Annotated in this window: 13 protein-coding genes; 10 read left to right on the top strand and 3 right to left on the bottom strand. The window is 65.2% G+C overall.

Annotated elements, in window-relative coordinates:
- Positions 1–96: 96 nt before the first annotated feature.
- Positions 97–543 (bottom strand): carbon monoxide dehydrogenase subunit G, encoded by a 447-nt coding sequence (locus tag QX073_RS01760; protein WP_315714765.1) that lies wholly within the window; start codon positions 541–543, stop codon positions 97–99.
- A 231-nt stretch (positions 544–774) separates the two neighbouring features.
- On the opposite strand from QX073_RS01760, the gene pcaD reads away from it, so the two are divergent.
- Complete coding sequence (pcaD, locus tag QX073_RS01755) at positions 775–1,557, top strand: 3-oxoadipate enol-lactonase (RefSeq protein WP_316175539.1); 783 nt, start codon at positions 775–777, stop codon at positions 1,555–1,557.
- Between the two features lie 22 nt (positions 1,558–1,579).
- Here the strand turns inward: pcaD and QX073_RS01750 are convergent, their stop codons facing one another.
- Positions 1,580–2,125: a hypothetical protein gene (locus QX073_RS01750; protein ID WP_315714767.1), complete on the bottom strand. Its 546-nt coding sequence runs from the start codon at positions 2,123–2,125 to the stop codon at positions 1,580–1,582.
- A gap of 437 nt (positions 2,126–2,562) precedes the next feature.
- On the opposite strand from QX073_RS01750, the gene QX073_RS01745 reads away from it, so the two are divergent.
- The 8 genes from QX073_RS01745 to QX073_RS01710 all read left to right on the top strand — a co-directional run bounded on the left by QX073_RS01745 (position 2,563) and on the right by QX073_RS01710 (position 12,251).
- Entirely contained in the window at positions 2,563–3,768 is a 1,206-nt protein-coding gene (locus tag QX073_RS01745) for an HlyD family secretion protein (RefSeq protein WP_316225239.1), read from the top strand.
- A complete protein-coding gene (locus QX073_RS01740) occupies positions 3,768–5,738 on the top strand; it encodes a glycosyltransferase (protein WP_316225238.1) in 1,971 nt (656 codons plus the stop codon). Before QX073_RS01745 ends, QX073_RS01740 begins: the two co-directional genes overlap by 1 nt.
- A 43-nt stretch (positions 5,739–5,781) precedes the next feature.
- Complete coding sequence (locus QX073_RS01735; RefSeq protein ID WP_316170287.1) at positions 5,782–6,861, top strand: hypothetical protein; 1,080 nt, start codon at positions 5,782–5,784, stop codon at positions 6,859–6,861.
- Between the two features lie 297 nt (positions 6,862–7,158).
- Complete coding sequence (locus QX073_RS01730; protein WP_315714772.1) at positions 7,159–8,076, top strand: ABC transporter permease subunit; 918 nt, start codon at positions 7,159–7,161, stop codon at positions 8,074–8,076.
- A gap of 13 nt (positions 8,077–8,089) precedes the next feature.
- Positions 8,090–9,418 (top strand): high-affinity branched-chain amino acid ABC transporter permease LivM, encoded by a 1,329-nt coding sequence (gene livM / locus QX073_RS01725; RefSeq protein ID WP_315714773.1) that lies wholly within the window; start codon positions 8,090–8,092, stop codon positions 9,416–9,418.
- Complete coding sequence (locus QX073_RS01720; RefSeq protein WP_315714774.1) at positions 9,415–10,248, top strand: ABC transporter ATP-binding protein; 834 nt, start codon at positions 9,415–9,417, stop codon at positions 10,246–10,248. The genes livM and QX073_RS01720 overlap by 4 nt, the downstream gene beginning before the upstream one ends.
- Positions 10,245–10,976 (top strand): ABC transporter ATP-binding protein, encoded by a 732-nt coding sequence (locus QX073_RS01715; protein WP_315749359.1) that lies wholly within the window; start codon positions 10,245–10,247, stop codon positions 10,974–10,976. Before QX073_RS01720 ends, QX073_RS01715 begins: the two co-directional genes overlap by 4 nt.
- Before the next feature lie 156 nt (positions 10,977–11,132).
- Positions 11,133–12,251, top strand: a complete 1,119-nt coding sequence (locus QX073_RS01710) for a branched-chain amino acid ABC transporter substrate-binding protein (protein ID WP_315714776.1) — start codon at positions 11,133–11,135, stop codon at positions 12,249–12,251.
- 140 nt (positions 12,252–12,391) lie between these two features.
- Here the strand turns inward: QX073_RS01710 and QX073_RS01705 are convergent, their stop codons facing one another.
- Positions 12,392–12,793 (bottom strand): response regulator, encoded by a 402-nt coding sequence (locus tag QX073_RS01705; protein WP_315714777.1) that lies wholly within the window; start codon positions 12,791–12,793, stop codon positions 12,392–12,394.
- A gap of 236 nt (positions 12,794–13,029) precedes the next feature.
- Between QX073_RS01705 and QX073_RS01700 the strand changes: the two genes are divergently transcribed.
- Positions 13,030–15,804 (top strand): PAS domain S-box protein, encoded by a 2,775-nt coding sequence (locus QX073_RS01700; RefSeq protein WP_316225237.1) that lies wholly within the window; start codon positions 13,030–13,032, stop codon positions 15,802–15,804.
- Positions 15,805–15,984 lie beyond the last annotated feature (180 nt).

Genomic DNA, 15,984 nt, shown 5'->3' with positions numbered 1-15,984 from the left:
CTGCAGCGCAGCCCAGCAAAATCAGTCGAAAACCATCATATGGGCGCTCCCGGCGGCGGGCAACCTCGCCCCCGGCCGCGCATGGGTCGGTTGCGGTCAGCCTTGAACGGCTTTGGCGAAGTTGGCGAAGAATTCGTCGGCGAGCTTCTTTGCGGTGCCGTTGATCAGCCGCTGGCCGAGCTGCGCCAGCTTGCCGCCGATCTGCGCTTCGACATTGTAGGTCAGCAGCGTGCCGCCGTCCTTGTCCGCCAGCGCGACGACCGCGCCACCCTTGGCGAATCCGGCGACACCGCCCTCGCCTTCGCCGGAGATCTTGTAGCCGTTCGGCGGATCGAGATCGCTCAAGGTCACCTTGCCTTTGAAGCGCGCAGAGACCGGTCCGACCTTCATCTTGGCAACGGCGCGGAGGCCGCCATCCTCGGTCCTCTCCAGCTCCTCGCAACCGGGAATGCAGGCCTTGAGCACCTCCGGATCATTCAGCTTGTCCCAGACCTGCTCTCGCGGAGCGGCCAGCTGGACTTCGCCCGTCATCGTCATAGCCATGTGCATCTCCCCCCGATTGGCGCGGTTAGAGGCATTCAAGTAAAGCACCGAACGCCCAAAAGGAAGGGCGAGCAGCGCCCGGAAGCGTTGCAGAAAAGCCGGGCACCGCAGCATTCCGGACCTCGCCGCCGTCGGGTTTTGATTGGCAGACGGCGGCGGCGGTGGTTAGTTCGCCATCAAATCTGCACGATTCCTCCGGCGGCGCGGCCGCCTGCGACAAGGATTCCGCCCATGCCGATGATCGATGCCGACGGCTGTCTGTTGAATGTCACCGTCGAGGGCCGCGACGGCGGGCCGACCCTGATGCTCTCGAACTCGCTCGGCTCGACCCTGCAGATGTGGGAGCCGCAGATGCGCGCCTTCACGCAGGTGTTCCGCGTGATCCGCTATGACCGGCGCGGTCATGGCAAATCGCAAGTGCCGCCCGGGCCCTACTCGATCGAGCGATTCGGCCGCGATGCGCTGGCGATTCTCGATGACCTCAACATCGAGAAGGTGCACTGGTGCGGCGTGTCGATGGGCGGCATGGTCGGGCAGTGGCTCGCCGCCCATGCTCCTGAACGCATCGGCAAGCTCGTGCTCGCCAACACCACCTGCTACTACCCCGATCCGGCAATCTGGGACGCCCGCATCAAGGCGGTCGAGGACAGCGGACTCGCTGGAATCGCCGACACGGTCATCGCTGGCTGGCTGACGCAGGAGTTTCGTGATCACAATCCTGATGTCGCCGACCGGATGAAGGCAATGCTCGTGGCCACCCCTGTCGGCGGCTATCTTGCCTGCTGCGCGGCGCTGCGTGCCCTGGACCTGCGTGAGGATCTGCCGGCCATCAAGAGCGCGACCCTCGTCGTGGCCGGCCGCTACGACAAATCGACGCCGATCGCGATGGCGGAAGCAATCCGCAGCCGCATCCCCGGCGCCAGCATGACCATCGTCGATGCCGCGCACATCTCGAATGTCGAAGCGGCGGGCCAGTTCAACGATGCGGTGCTGGGCTTTCTGACCCAGCACTGATGCACCGCGATGGATCGGGACGTCATGCCTGCTGCGGCGACGGCGTCGCCGTGGGCTCCATCTTCGGCGAAGCGGATGCGGAAGACGGCGAGGCTTGCGTCGTCGGCTTCTCCACCAGCATGACGATGGCCGTGCCGAGCAGCATCAGGAGTTCCGTGGCATGCAGACGCAACGCCTGGGGCTCCCCGACTTTGGCAGCCATGATCATGCTGAAGAAGGCGAGCATGCTGCCGAAGCCGAGCCCGATCGACAGTGCCTCGACATAGCCGGCCACCTTTCGCACCCGCGGAACCAGGATCAGCACCAGGAACATCGCGAAGAAGCCTGCGACCGTCAGTCGCGCCAGCGCAAGCAGCCAGGCGGCGCGAACCGTCTCGATGCCCGACAGCTGCAGGTGGTCGCTGATGAACAAGGCCACCGCGATATTCGGCCGCGCGAACAACCCCTGGATCGGCGACACCATGATCTGAAACGCGATGATGGTCCAGGCGGGCACGAAATAGAGCGCCAGCAGCACACCGTTGACGCAGCTGAGCCGCCAATTCCTGATCACGCAATCCTTGATCATGTCACGCCCACCTTTGCATCCCACAAACCGCCCGTCCGGCCGATTTCCAGACGAGCTAACGCCCGGCAAACGCGCCCGGCAATTTAAACCATTCGTTTACCTTAACAGGGGGGCGACGGGCGCGAGAGCCCACCGTCCAATCGCCGCAGAGACCGTGCTGATGACCTCGCCGATCAGGCCCCGAATTCCCGCGTGATAGCGGCCTTTCCGGGCCTCATCGACGCCTCCTCGAACATCTGCATCGCATCCGACATTGCGTCCGTCGGCGGCCGCTGATTCACGTCCATGCGCCTCGCAACTCTGTGCGCCACGCCATCGGTGTTCTTGACTAGCGTCAAAGTAGTCTGAAACAGATATACTACCTTAGAGGCGAACGCCGCTGCGTTTCGCACAGCGGGATCGTGATGCGGCAGGCAGCTGCCGAGCGGGAGTACCGCATGAGAGTAGCTCGGATCTTCATCGGCATCCTCCTGCTGGCCGGCGGCCTCTACATCCTGGTCGGCGAGCATTTCGCCGGAACTTCAGGCGACGCGACCGTCAATGCCCGGCTTTACGTCGTGCGCGCGCCGATCGAAGGCCGCGTGACGCTGGGGGTGAGCAATATCGGCGCCAGGGTCAACGCCGGGGAACTCATGGCCGAGATCGTCGACGACCGGTTCGACACCACGCGCCTGCTCAATCTCGAGCGCGACCGTGACGAGCAGAAGATCGCGCTCAAGCGGGTTCCGGCGCAGCGTTCGGCGCTCGAGCAGGCGCGGGCCGCCTTCGCGGCCCAGTCGGCCAACTACAAGACCGGCCGCGTCCGCCAGATCGCGGCACGCATCGCCGAGGCCAAGGCGGCGGAGGATGCCGCGGCCGCCCGGCTGAAGCTCGCGGATCTCACCTTCACGCGGGCCAACGAGCTGAAGGAACGCGGGGTCCAGACGGTCGCCGGCCTCGACCAGGCCAGCGCCTCGCTCGATATCGCCAAGCAGGATTTGGAAAGCGCGAAACAGCGCAGCAACTATGTCGAGACCGAGCTCGGCTCCGCGCAATCGGGGGTCTTCATCGGCGACTCCTACAACGACGTGCCGTTCTCGATGCAGCGCATTCACGAGCTCGACCTGCGCCTCGCCGAACTTGCCGTGGACGAGCAGCAGATCCAGTCCCGCCTGGTCCAATACGAGCAGCAGATCAACGCCGAACGCGTCCGGATCAACCGGCTGACCTCGGCGACGCTGAGGGCCCGCGTCCCGGGCATGGCCTGGGATTTCCTCGTCGACGATGGCGAATATGCCCGTCGCGGTCAGGATCTCGTCAAGCTCGTGGACTGCAACAGTCTCGTGGTGACCGCGAGCGTTCCCGAAAGGCTCTACGACAGCCTGTCGATCGGCGCCCCGGTGCAGTTCCGTCTGTTCGGCGACGACCGGATATTCGATGGGACGGTGACACGTCTCGGCGGCTCGGGCGCCTCGCAACTCTACGCCAATCTCGCCGTCGGCCCGACGCCGCAGCACTTGCAGCGCTTCGACGTCACCGTTGCGGTGCCAGATCTCGCCAAGCAGCCGGATCTGTCCTGCGCCATCGGGCGCACCGGCCGGGTGATCTTCACCAGCGGACCGATCGCGGCATTCCGCGGCTTCGTCGCCCGGTACGGCTACTGATGCCGACGCTGTCACCATTCCTGTCCGCGTTCGCAGTCGTTGCGATCATCGTAGGGCTGCGCCTCCTGGTGTTGCCCCTCCTGGACCCGAAGATATGGTACTGGCGGACCCTGCTCCTCAGCGGCTCGATCCTGCTGGCCTGGCGCTATGTCGCCTGGCGCTTCACCGAGACCCTTGCTCCGCCCGGCCTCACGCCGGATGGGATCCTCAGCTGGGGCTTCGCCATTCTCGAAACGCTCACCGTTGTTTCGTCGTCCTTCGCCTTCCTGATCCTGACCAGGACCAAGGAGCGGACGACGGAGGCTGATCGCCATGCCGGCTGGTGGCTTCCGAGGCCGCCGCCTCGGGTCGACATCTTCATCACCACCTACAACGAGCAGCTCGAGGTCCTGGAGCGAACCATCGTCGGCGCCAAGGCGATCACCTATGCGGCATTGCGCGTCTTCGTCCTCGACGACGGCAGCCGAGCCTGGCTCCGGGACTACTGCACCGAGCACGGCATCGGCTATGTCGCCCGCACCGACAAGTCGCACGCCAAGGCCGGCAACATCAACAATGCCTTGCGGCTGCGCGCGGCGGATGCGGACCGGCCGGATTTCGTCGCCGTTCTCGACGCCGACTTCGTGCCTCATCTCGACTTCGTCGAGCGGACGCTCGCGTTGTTCCACGATCCGGCTGTCGGCCTCGTACAGACGCCCCAGCACTTCTTCAACCCGGACCCGATCCAGCACAATCTCGGCATCGGCGCGTCCTATCCCGACGAGCAGCGCCACTTCTTCGACAACGTCGAGCCGGCGCGCGACGCCTGGGGCATCGCAATGTGCTGCGGCACCTCCTCGATATTCCGCGTCTCCGCCGTGGAGATGATCGGCGGCGTGCCGACCGAGAGCGTCACCGAGGATTTCCTGCTCACGCTGCGCCTGTCCGCACACGGCTACCAGACCGTGTACCTGAACGAGGCGTTGTCGGAGGGATTGGCGCCGGAAGGCCTTGCGGAATACGTCACGCAGCGCGGCCGCTGGTGCCTCGGCCTCATGCAGATCGTGCGCAACGTCTACAATCCATTCGGCTCCCATGGTCTGGGTTTCTTCCACCGGCTCAGCGTCCTCGACTCGCTGCTCTACTGGACGTCGACCTATCCGTTCCGCCTCGCCGCGCTGATCTGTCCACTGCTCTACTGGTGGGGCGGGGTGACGGTGGTGAACGCCTCGATCGCCGACATCATCCGGTATTACGGCCCCTATTATCTCTCGATCATGTACACGCTGAACTGGCTGTCCAAGGGACTGTTCATTCCGATCGTCAACGATGTCTCGCAGATCGTCGCCGCCTGGCCCGTGCTCCGCGCCGCCGCTCTCGGCCTGCTCTCCCCCGGTCCGCACAAATTCTCGGTGACCGCCAAGGGCGGCGATCGCGCCAAGATCATCGTCCAATGGCCGCTGATGCGGCCCTTCCTGATCCTGATGGCGCTGACGATCGGTGGCCTGATCGTGTCGCTGACGTCCGATTTCGTCTTCAATACCACGGGGACCGCGGGAGACGGCGTCATCGTCGTGATGTTCTGGACGATCTACAACATTCTGGTGCTGTCGGTGGCGATCGCCGTGTGCATCGACCGTCCACGCTACAACCGGCCGCAACGCCAGATCGTCGAGCCGATAACCCTGACGGTCGACGGCGAGCCGCAACGCGGCTGGATCGTCAATCTCGGCCCCGGCGGCGCACGCGTCAGCGGTCCGGTCGGCCTTGCGACCGGCGCCATCGGCACGCTCACCCTGCCCCTGATCGGCGATATCCAGACCAAGGTCGCGGCTCCGACGAACGACGGCTACCGGCTCATATTTGCGGTGACGCCGCAGCAGCGCGCCCAGATCATCGAGCGGCTGCACACCGCGAGCGGAGTGCCCGGCGCCGACAGCGGCGATCTCGGCCGCATGCTGAAAGAACTCGCGCGAGCCGTGGCCGATTGAGGAGAAGACAATGACGAGGCGACGGTGGAGCTTACAGACAGCGGTGTTCCTCGGCGGCACGACACTGATCATCGTGACGGCGCTGGCCGTTGCCATCCTCTATTCGGCGTCGCTGCAGCGGCGCGGCGAGGAGCTCGCGATCGAGCAGCTGAGGACGCGCGGTGAGCTCAGCGCAAACCTGCTGGCGCGACAGTTGTACGGCACGTGGAGCGACGTGTCGCGGCTCGCCGCGATCATCGACCCCGCCGACGTCGCCGAGGCGCGCCGGCAGATCCAGTTCGTGAGCCAGTTCCAGCCGCGCTATGCCTGGCTCGGCATCGCCGACTCCGGCGGCAAGGTCATCGCGAGCAAGGACCGGATGCTGGAAGGACAAAACGTCGCCGACCTGCGCTGGTTCCGGCATGGACTCGGGGTGCCGACGGCGGTCGATGATCGCGAATCAGAGGCCCTGGGCCGGATGTTGCAGGCCGCTTCGGGACCGGACCGCTTGATCGCCATGTCGGCTCCGCTCGTGCACGACGGCGCCCCCGCCGGCGTCATCGGGGCCCAGATCGATTGGAAATGGGTGATCGAATCCGTCGCGGCGCTGGCGTCGCGCGACATCGATCTGGTGTTGCTGTCGCGCGAGAGCATCGTGCTGTTCGGCCCGCCGGATCTCGTCGGCAAGCAACTGACGATCGGCTCGGCGCAGGCCGCAAGCCGCGGGGCCTCGGTCGCGCTCATCGAGCGATGGCCCGACGGCAAGGATTATTTCACCCTCACGTTCCCCACCGTGAAGTACGCCGATCTGCCGAGCTTCGGCTGGTCCCTTCTGATCCGGCAGGACGCCGTTGCCGCGATGGTGCCGACCCGCCAGCTTGTGCGCTCGTTTTGGTTCAACGTTGCCGGTGGCGTGTTCTCGATCCTGGTGCTGCTCAATTTCGCCGCGAAATGGGTGGTGACGCCGATGCGCCGTCTTGCCCAGGCCGCCGAGACCATGGTGAAAGATCCGTTTTCTGGCATGGTGGCTCGGGAAACCCGGTATGATGAGGCGACACGGCTGCGCGACGCCTTGGTCAGGCTCCAGTCGAAGCTGATGGCAAAAGTGCCTGGTTCGACGGAAGACAGCGGTAGCGGCATATAGCGGCGCCAGCAACCAGTGCGAGAACCCTCCTTTTCGGCGCTACGTGCTGGGTTCCCAAGCGGTCATTTGATGGCGACGGCCGGCCCCGAGGAAGGCAGGGGAACCGCGCCATCAAAGGAGGCGGGATAAGCCCGCAATTGTGGCACTGCACGCTGTTGCGGCACCCGGTTCCGAACTGTTAGTACTGCCGCACGCGTCGCCTTGGGCGCGGGTGCGTCTCCAGGCATACCGGCACCCGCTCTACAAGGCCCCCGCCGCGTTGCGAACCGGTATCGGCAGTCTCACTCACGGCAGTTCATGGATTATTTCGCGCAACAGCTCATCAACGGCCTCGTCCTTGGCTCGATCTACGGCCTGATCGCCATCGGCTACACCATGGTCTACGGCATCGTCGGCATGATCAATTTCGCCCATGGCGACATCTTCATGATCGGCGGCTTCATCGCGCTGATCTGCTTCCTGGTCCTGGTGTCGCTGGGCCTGACTGCGGTTCCGGTGATCCTGCTGATCGTGCTGCTGGTGTCGATGGCCATCACGGCGCTCTATGGCTGGACCATCGAACGCATCGCCTATCGCCCGCTGCGGCACTCGTTCCGCCTGGCGCCGATGCTGTCCGCCATCGGCATGTCGTTCGTGCTCACCAACTATTCGCAGGTGTCGCAGGGCGCGCGCGTCAAGCCGGTGCCGCCGATCATCACCGGCGGCTACACGCTGCACGAGGGCGCGGGCGGCTTCGTCGTCCAGCTCTCCAACATCCAGATCGTGGTGGTCATCACCACCATCGTTCTGCTCGCGCTGTTCACCTGGCTGGTATCCCGCACGCGGCTCGGCCGCGACATGCGCGCCTGCGAGCAGGATCAGACCATGGCGGCACTGCTCGGCGTCGACGTCGACCGCACCATCTCGATGACCTTCGTGATCGGCGCGGCGCTCGCGGCCGTCGCCGGCATGATGTACCTGCTGTATTACGGCCTGGTCGATTTCTTCATGGGCTTCGTCGCCGGCATCAAGGCGTTCACGGCGGCGGTGCTCGGCGGCATTGGCTCGCTGCCGGGCGCGATGCTCGGAGGCCTCGCGATCGGACTGATCGAGACGTTCTGGTCGGCCTATTTTTCGGTGGAGTACAAGGACGTCGCGGCATTCTCGATCCTGATCGTGGTGCTGATCTTCCTGCCAACCGGCCTGCTCGGCCGGCCCGAAGTCGAAAAAGTCTGAAGATGGAGTCCGCGTGAGCGCGTCCCTTCCCGCCTCGTCGAAAGGCTCCGAACCGGTCGGAGCCGCCTTCATCCTCAAGAAGGCCTTTCTCAGCGCACTGGTCGCTCTCGGTCTGTTCTCCCTGATGGTCGGCATCCGCACCGAAGCGGGTCAGAGCGGCCAGCTCGTATACTGGACCCGCTTCGGCGACCTCGCCAGCCTGGTTGTGGCGGTGTTCGTCGGCTCGATCGCGGTCGAACTGCTGCGGCTGTGGCTCGGACCGCGCGGCGGCCTCGGCAGCTTCGTGCCGCCGTCCGTGCGGAGCGGCATGTCCGTAGCCGGTCGCTATCTCGCGCCGGCGCTGCTGATCTTCACCTTGCTGGTGCCGGTGATCTTCTACAATCAGCGTTACATTCTCGACCTCGGCATTTTGGTCCTCACCTACGTCATGCTGGGTTGGGGCCTCAACGTCGTGGTCGGTCTCGCCGGCCTGCTCGACCTCGGCTACGTCGCGTTCTACGCCGTCGGCGCCTATTCCTACGGCCTGCTCTCGACCACCTTCGGCCTGTCGTTCTGGGTCTGCCTGCCGCTCGCCGGCATTCTCGCCGCCTTCTGGGGCGTGCTGCTCGGCTTTCCGGTGCTGCGGCTGCGCGGCGACTACCTCGCCATCGTCACCCTGGCCTTTGGCGAGATCATCCGCCTCGTCCTCATCAACTGGCAGGACGTGACCGGCGGTCCCAACGGCGTCTCCGGGATTCCGCGACCGACGTTGTTCGGCATTCCGCTCGCACCGGGCGAAGGCGGCCTTGCATCGATGCTCGGCATCCCGTTCTCGCCGACGCATCGCATCGTTTTTCTGTTCTATCTGATCCTGGCGCTGGCACTCCTGACCAACTGGGTCACCATCCGGCTGCGCCGGCTGCCGATCGGCCGGGCCTGGGAAGCGCTGCGCGAGGACGAGGTCGCCTGCCGCGCGCTCGGCATCAACATCACCACCACCAAGCTGACCGCATTTGCGACCGGCGCGATGTTCGGCGGTTTCGCCGGCGCCTTCTTCGCCACGCGCCAGGGCTTCATCAGCCCGGAATCCTTCACCTTCCAGGAATCGGCGCTGGTGCTCGCCATCGTCGTGCTCGGCGGCATGGGGTCGCAGCTCGGCGTGGCGCTGGCGGCGCTCGCCATGATCGGCGGCTTCGAGCTGTTCAGAAGCCTCGAGGGCTACCGCATGCTGGTGTTCGGTCTCGCCATGGTGCTGGTGATGATCTGGCGGCCGCGCGGCATTGTCGGCCATCGCGCGCCGACCGTATTCCTGGAAAAATCCAAGAGCATCTCTTCGGACCTCGTCAAGGAAGGCCACGGATGAGCTCCGCTCCCATTCTCGCACTCGAAAACCTCACCATGCGCTTCGGCGGCATCGTCGCCGTCAATGCGCTGTCGTTCACCGCGCAACGCACGCAGATCACGGCCCTGATCGGCCCCAACGGCGCCGGCAAGACCACCGTGTTCAACTGCATCACCGGCTTCTACAAGCCGACCTCCGGCGTCATCCGCCTGACCCATGATGACGGCGCGCAGTTCGAGATGCAGAAGCTGAAGGACTTCAACATCTCCAAGCAGGCCAAGGTGGCGCGGACGTTCCAGAACATCCGGCTGTTTCCGGGCATGACGGCGCTCGAGAACCTGATGGTCGCGCAGCACAACGCGCTGATGCGCGCGTCCGGCATGACGGTGCTCGGGCTGCTCGGCGTGCCCTCGTGGCGCGCGGCCGAGCGGAACGCGATCGATGCGGCCGTGTTCTGGCTGAAGCGCGTCGGGCTGATCGACCGCGCCGACGACGCGGCCGGCAATCTCGCCTATGGCGACCAGCGTCGGCTGGAGATCGCGCGCGCGATGTGCACCTCGCCGGCCCTGCTCTGCCTCGACGAACCGGCCGCCGGCCTCAACGCGCGCGAGAGTGCGGCCCTCAGCGAGTTGCTGCTGTCGATCCGGGCCGATCACGCCACGTCGATCCTGCTGATCGAGCACGACATGAGCGTCGTGATGGAAATCTCCGACCGCGTCGTCGTGATGGACTACGGCGTCAAGATCGCCGAGGGCACGCCGCGCGAGATCCGCGACGATCCGAAGGTCATCGCCGCCTATCTCGGCACCGACGAGGAAGAGGCCGCAGCCGTGATGGAGGCCGAGGCGTGAGTGCGTCCCTGCTCGCGATCCGCAATCTGCGCGCGTCCTACGGCAAGATCGAAGCGCTGAAGGGCGTCGATCTCGACATCAAGCCGGGCGAGATCGTCGCGCTGATCGGCGCCAACGGCGCCGGCAAGTCGACGCTGATGATGTCGATCTTCGGCCGCCCGCGCGCAAGCTCCGGCAACATCGTCTACGACGGCAACGACATCACACAGGTGCCGACGCATCAGATCGCGCGGCTGCGCATCGCGCAGTCGCCGGAGGGACGCCGCATCTTTCCGCGCATGAGCGTGGCGGAAAACCTGCAGATGGGCGCCGACGCCGGCGAGACGACCGACGCGGAGCGGGCAAGCACGCTGGAGCGCGTCTTCGCCCTGTTTCCGCGCCTGAAGGAGCGCGTCGACCAGCGCGGCGGCACGCTATCCGGTGGCGAGCAGCAGATGCTGGCGATCGGACGCGCGCTGATGAGCCGGCCGCGCCTGCTGCTTCTGGATGAGCCCTCGCTCGGCTTGGCGCCGCTGATCGCCCGCCAGATTTTCGACGCCATTCGGACACTCAACCGCCAGGACGGTCTGACCGTGCTGATCGTCGAGCAGAACGCCAATCACGCGCTGAAGCTCGCCCATCGCGGCTATGTGCTGGTCAACGGCCTGATTACGCTGTCGGGCACCGGCACCGAGCTGCTGCAGCGACCGGAGATCCGCGCTGCCTATCTGGAGGGCGGCCGCCACTGAGGCGGGCCCTCAAAACGCGGCCAGAATGGCCTTAGTCCTTCGTAGGTGTGGTCAAAAATTGCCGGTGACTTCGCCGGAAAATCAGCCACAATGCGCGCGGTCTGCGGCCCGCCGTTCGGGCCGTTCCGTGTCGACCTACCCCCGCGAGGATTTCTCATGAAACCACTCAAACTCATCGGCTTGGCTCTGGGCGCATCGCTGGCGCTCTCGACTGCTGCCTTCGCCGAAGACATCAACATCGCCGTGGCCGGCCCGATGACCGGCAGTGAATCGGCCTTCGGCCGCCAGATGCAGAACGGCGCCGAGATGGCGGTCGCCGACCTCAATGCCGCCGGTGGCGTGCTCGGCAAGAAGCTCGCACTGCAGGTCGGTGACGATGCCTGCGATCCGAAGCAGGCGCGTTCGGTTGCCGAAAAGCTCGCCGGCTCCGGCATTCCGTTCGTCGCCGGCCATTTCTGCTCGTCGTCGTCGATCCCGGCCTCCGAGGCCTATGCCGACAGCAACGTGCTGCAGATCACGCCGGCCTCGACCAACCCGCTGTTCACCGAGCGCAAGCTGTGGAACGTGGCGCGCGTCTGCGGCCGTGACGACCAGCAGGGTCTCGTTGCCGCAAACTACATCGCGAAGAACTTCAAGGGCAAGAACATCGCGATCCTCAACGACAAGACCACCTACGGCAAGGGTCTCGCCGACGAGACCAAGAAGGCGCTGAACAAGGCCGGCGTCACCGAGAAGATGTTCGAGTCCTACAACAAGGGCGACAAGGACTTCAACGCCATCGTCTCCCGCTTGAAGCGTGACAACATCGATCTCGTCTATGTCGGCGGCTATCATCAGGAAGCCGGCCTCATCCTGCGCCAGATGCGCGACCAGGGCCTCAAGACCATCCTGATGGCGGGCGACGCGATGAACGACAAGGAGTTCGCTTCGATCACCGGTCCGGCCGCGGAAGGCACGCTGTTCACCTTCGGCCCCGAGCCGCGCAACAAGCCGAGCGCGAAGGCGATCGTGGACAAGTTCAAGGCCAAGAACATCGATCCCGAGGGCTATACGCTCTACACCTACGCCGCGATCCAGGTCTGGTCGCAGGCCGTCAAGAAGGCCAACACCACCGACGCCAAGAAGGTGATGGACACCATCAAGGCCGGCGAGTGGGACACGGTGCTGGGCAAGCTCGGCTTCGACGCCAAGGGCGACATCAAGCAGATCGACTACGTCGTCTACAAGTGGGACGCCAAGGGCGGCTACGCCGAGCTCGGCGGCAAGGGCTCCTGATAGAACTCCTGACCGTCTCGATCATCATCAGCAAAATACAAACGCCCCGGTCCTGGACCGGGGCGTTCTGCTGAGCGCTTGGTTCGTCGTTGAGGCCCGCCCACCGTGGGGAACCACGTCGTACAGAGGAACAGACCGGCTCAGCCGGCACAGGCCGAAAGCGATGGGGTCCCCTTGGCCGCCACCGCCGCACGGGCCGTTTCGACGGCACGCATCAGCTCGGCCGGGCGGAACGGTTTCTGCAGGTAAACGACACGGGTCAGCTCGTCCGACATCGACGCGCCATCGAAGGCAGTCATGCCGGAGACGGCGACCACCGGAACGTCGGGAACCAGCGCGCGCATACTGCTGACCAGATCGAGCCCGTTGGAATCATCGAGATAGATGTCGACGATGACGGCATCGAATGCCTGGTCGCGGAACAACTGCAGTCCGGACGCAGCGGTTCCCGCTTCGACCACGTCGAACTGATTGACGCGCAGCACCATACAGATCATGGCGCGCACATCCTTCTGATCGTCGACCACCAGAATCCGTGGCATCAACTTCTCCAGAATTTTTCCGTTGGACAGCCTACAACGTAGAAAGAAATCGGACACAACTATGAGTATATTTATCTCATTTGCGGTAAAGGTGCGGTTACTCCAACTATTGACTCATTCTACAGAACGATCCGATCTGGTACCATACAACCTTCATTAGAATAGTGATTTTCTTCGCGCGCGAGCTGTAAACCTCCCTGCTTGCACGTCGGCTCTGTTGCGCAGGACCCTTGGAGATGCAGAGCATCAAGGATCATCGCGAAGTCCTCCTGTCGACGTCCACCGCGACGCGCCGAGACCAAATCGCAGCACTCGCCGCGGTTGCGATCTCGACCTTGCTGTTTGCCGCCGCCGCTCCCTTTGCCAAGGTGCAGTTGCCGCCGGTGCCTGCGTTCGTCGCGAGCTACCAGTCGGCGCTGGCGCTGAACGATCTCATCACCGCGTTCCTGCTGTTCTCCCAGTTCGTGCTGCTTCGCTCGCGACCGTTGCTGTGGTTGGCCTCCGGTTACCTGTTTACCGCGCCAGCCTCGCTGCTGCACACGCTGGTGTTCCCAGGCCTGTATTCTCAGACCGGCCTGCTCGATGCAGGGCCGCAGACCGCAGCCTGGATCTACATGATCTGGCACGGCGCGTTCCCCTTGTTCGTTCTGGTCTATGCGCTGCACGACCGTCTCCGTCCGGCGCCCGTTGGGTCGGTTGCGCTGTCTCTCTCGGTCGCCGTGCTCGGCGTGGCGATTGCACTTGCGGCACTCACCTGGGCGGTGATCGCCCATGATACGGCGCTGCCTGCGCTCGTCCGCGATGACGCTGCCACTCCGGCTTTGAAGATCGCGGTCGGCGCCATCTGGTGCGTAACATCGGCTGCCCTGCTCGTCCTGGCGTTGCGCAGGCCGCACAGCATTCTCGACCTCTGGGTCATGGTGGCGCTGTGCGCTTGGCTGTTCGATCTCTCGCTCTCCTCGCTGCTCAACGCCGCCCGGTTCGACCTCGGCTACTATGCGGGCCGCATCTATGGCTTGCTGGCAGCGAGCTTCGTCCTCGGCGTCCTGCTCGCCGACAATGTCAGGCTGCAGACGAGGCTCACGCGGCTGCTGCAGCAGCAGCGCCGGCAGAGCGAAAGCGAGCGGGCCCGCTTCATCGCGCGGGAGCGGCTGTTCAGCGCTGTGGTGGAATCCTCCAACGACGCCATCATCACGCTGACGCTGCAGGGCAAGATCACGTCCTGGAATCGCGCCGCCGAACACCTGTTCGGATACGGCGCAGACGAGGCGCTTGGCAACGACATCGGCCTGATCGTGCCCGCCGAACGGCGCAGCGAAGTCGATCGCATCCTGAGCCGGATCGGCGGCGGCGAGAAGATCGAGCATCACGAGACGATCCGCCGCCACAAGGACGGCCGCGAGATCGAAGTATCGCTCGGCGTGTCGCCGATCCTCGACGCGCATGGTGTGATCATCGGCGCCTCGAAGGTGGCGCACGACATCACCGAAAGCAAGCGCACCCGAACCGCCCTGACCCGTGAGACCGAGGAGCGCCGCCGCATCTTCGAGACCTCGCAGGACCTGATCCTGGTTGCCAACTCCTACGGACAATTGATGCAGGTCAGCCCGAGCGCGGTGGACGTGCTCGGCTACCGGCCGGAGGAGATGGTCGGCCGCAATGCCAGCGACTTCGTCTATCCGCCCGAGCTCGAGGCGGTCCGTAGCCAGATGCGCGCCTGCCGCCGCGGCCGCGACGTCCGTAATTTCGAAGCGCAGCTCATGCACAAGGAAGGCCGCGGCGTCGTCCTGAACTGGATGGCGAGCTGGTCGGAGCCGGTGCAGCGCCACTTCTTCGTCGGCCGCGACCTCACCGAGAAGCGCGCGGCCGAGGCGCAGTTCCGCCAGGCGCAGAAGATGGAGGCGGTCGGTCAGCTCACCGGCGGCGTCGCCCACGACTTCAACAACATCCTCACCGTCATCACCGGCAGCATCGGCATTCTTGCCGACGCCGTGTCCGACCGGCCGGAGCTCGCCTCCGTCGCCAAGCTGATCGACGACTCCGCCGACCGCGGCGCGCAGCTCACGCGGCAGTTGCTGGCCTTCGCCCGCAAGCAGCCGCTGCAGCCGACGGATCTCGACGTCAACGCCCTGTTGAACGAGACCGCAGCCTTGCTGCAGCCGACGCTCGGCGCGCAGATCGAGATCGAGCGTATCCTTGACGCCGATCCCTGCACTGCGCTCGCCGATCCGAACCAGCTCGCCACCGCGGTCATCAATCTCGCGCTCAATGCGCGTGATGCGATGCCGCAGGGCGGCAAGCTCACGCTGGAGACAGCGAACGTCACGCTCGACCGGGACTATGCCGACGTCCATAGCGAGGTCATCGTCGGTGACTACGTGATGATCGCCGTGAGCGACACCGGCTGTGGCATTCCGCCGGCCTATCTCGAGAAGGTGTTCGATCCGTTCTTCTCGACCAAGGGCTCCGGCAAGGGCACGGGGCTCGGCCTCAGCATGGTGTTCGGTTTCGTCAAGCAGTCCGGCGGCCACATCAAGATCTACAGCGAGGTCGGCCACGGCACCTCGATCAAGCTGTATCTGCCGCGCTCGGCGTCCGCTCCGGCGGCCAGCGCGGGCTTGCAGGCGCCAGACGCGCGCGGCGGCAATGAGACGATCCTGATCGTGGAGGACGATCCGCTGGTACGCCAGCACGTGATCGCCCAGGTCGGCAGCCTCGGCTACACCACCCTGGCTGCAGCCAATGCCGCCGAGGCGCTCGACGTGCTCGATCGCCATCCGGAGATCGACCTGCTGTTCACCGACGTCATCATGCCCGGCGCCATGAACGGCCGCCAGCTCGCCGACGCCGCGCGGGTGCGGCGGCCGGCGCTGCGGACGCTGTTCACCTCGGGCTATACCGAGAACGCGATCGTGCACCACGGCCGCCTCGACGCCGGCGTGCTGCTGCTGCCCAAGCCTTACCGGAAGCCAGAGCTGGCCCGCATGATCCGTATCGCGCTGGAGCGCTGAAGCACGCGCCCGGATCGGCGTAAGCGACATCCGGGCCCACCGGCGCGGCACTTGAGACCCGGATGTCGCCTGCCCCTTCGCGCCCGCTGGACGCAAGCGGGGCGCTCATACCAGCGCCGAGGCGCGTGCCCTCCTGCATTGAGGCCTCGCGCCGGCCGCGCTATCCATCCGGCATCATCA

The sequence above is a fragment of the Bradyrhizobium sp. SZCCHNS3052 genome (assembly GCF_032484495.1).
Lineage (GTDB): Bacteria > Pseudomonadota > Alphaproteobacteria > Rhizobiales > Xanthobacteraceae > Bradyrhizobium.
Note: the sequence above shows the minus strand (reverse complement) of the source record. Positions and strands in the feature narration are given on the sequence as shown.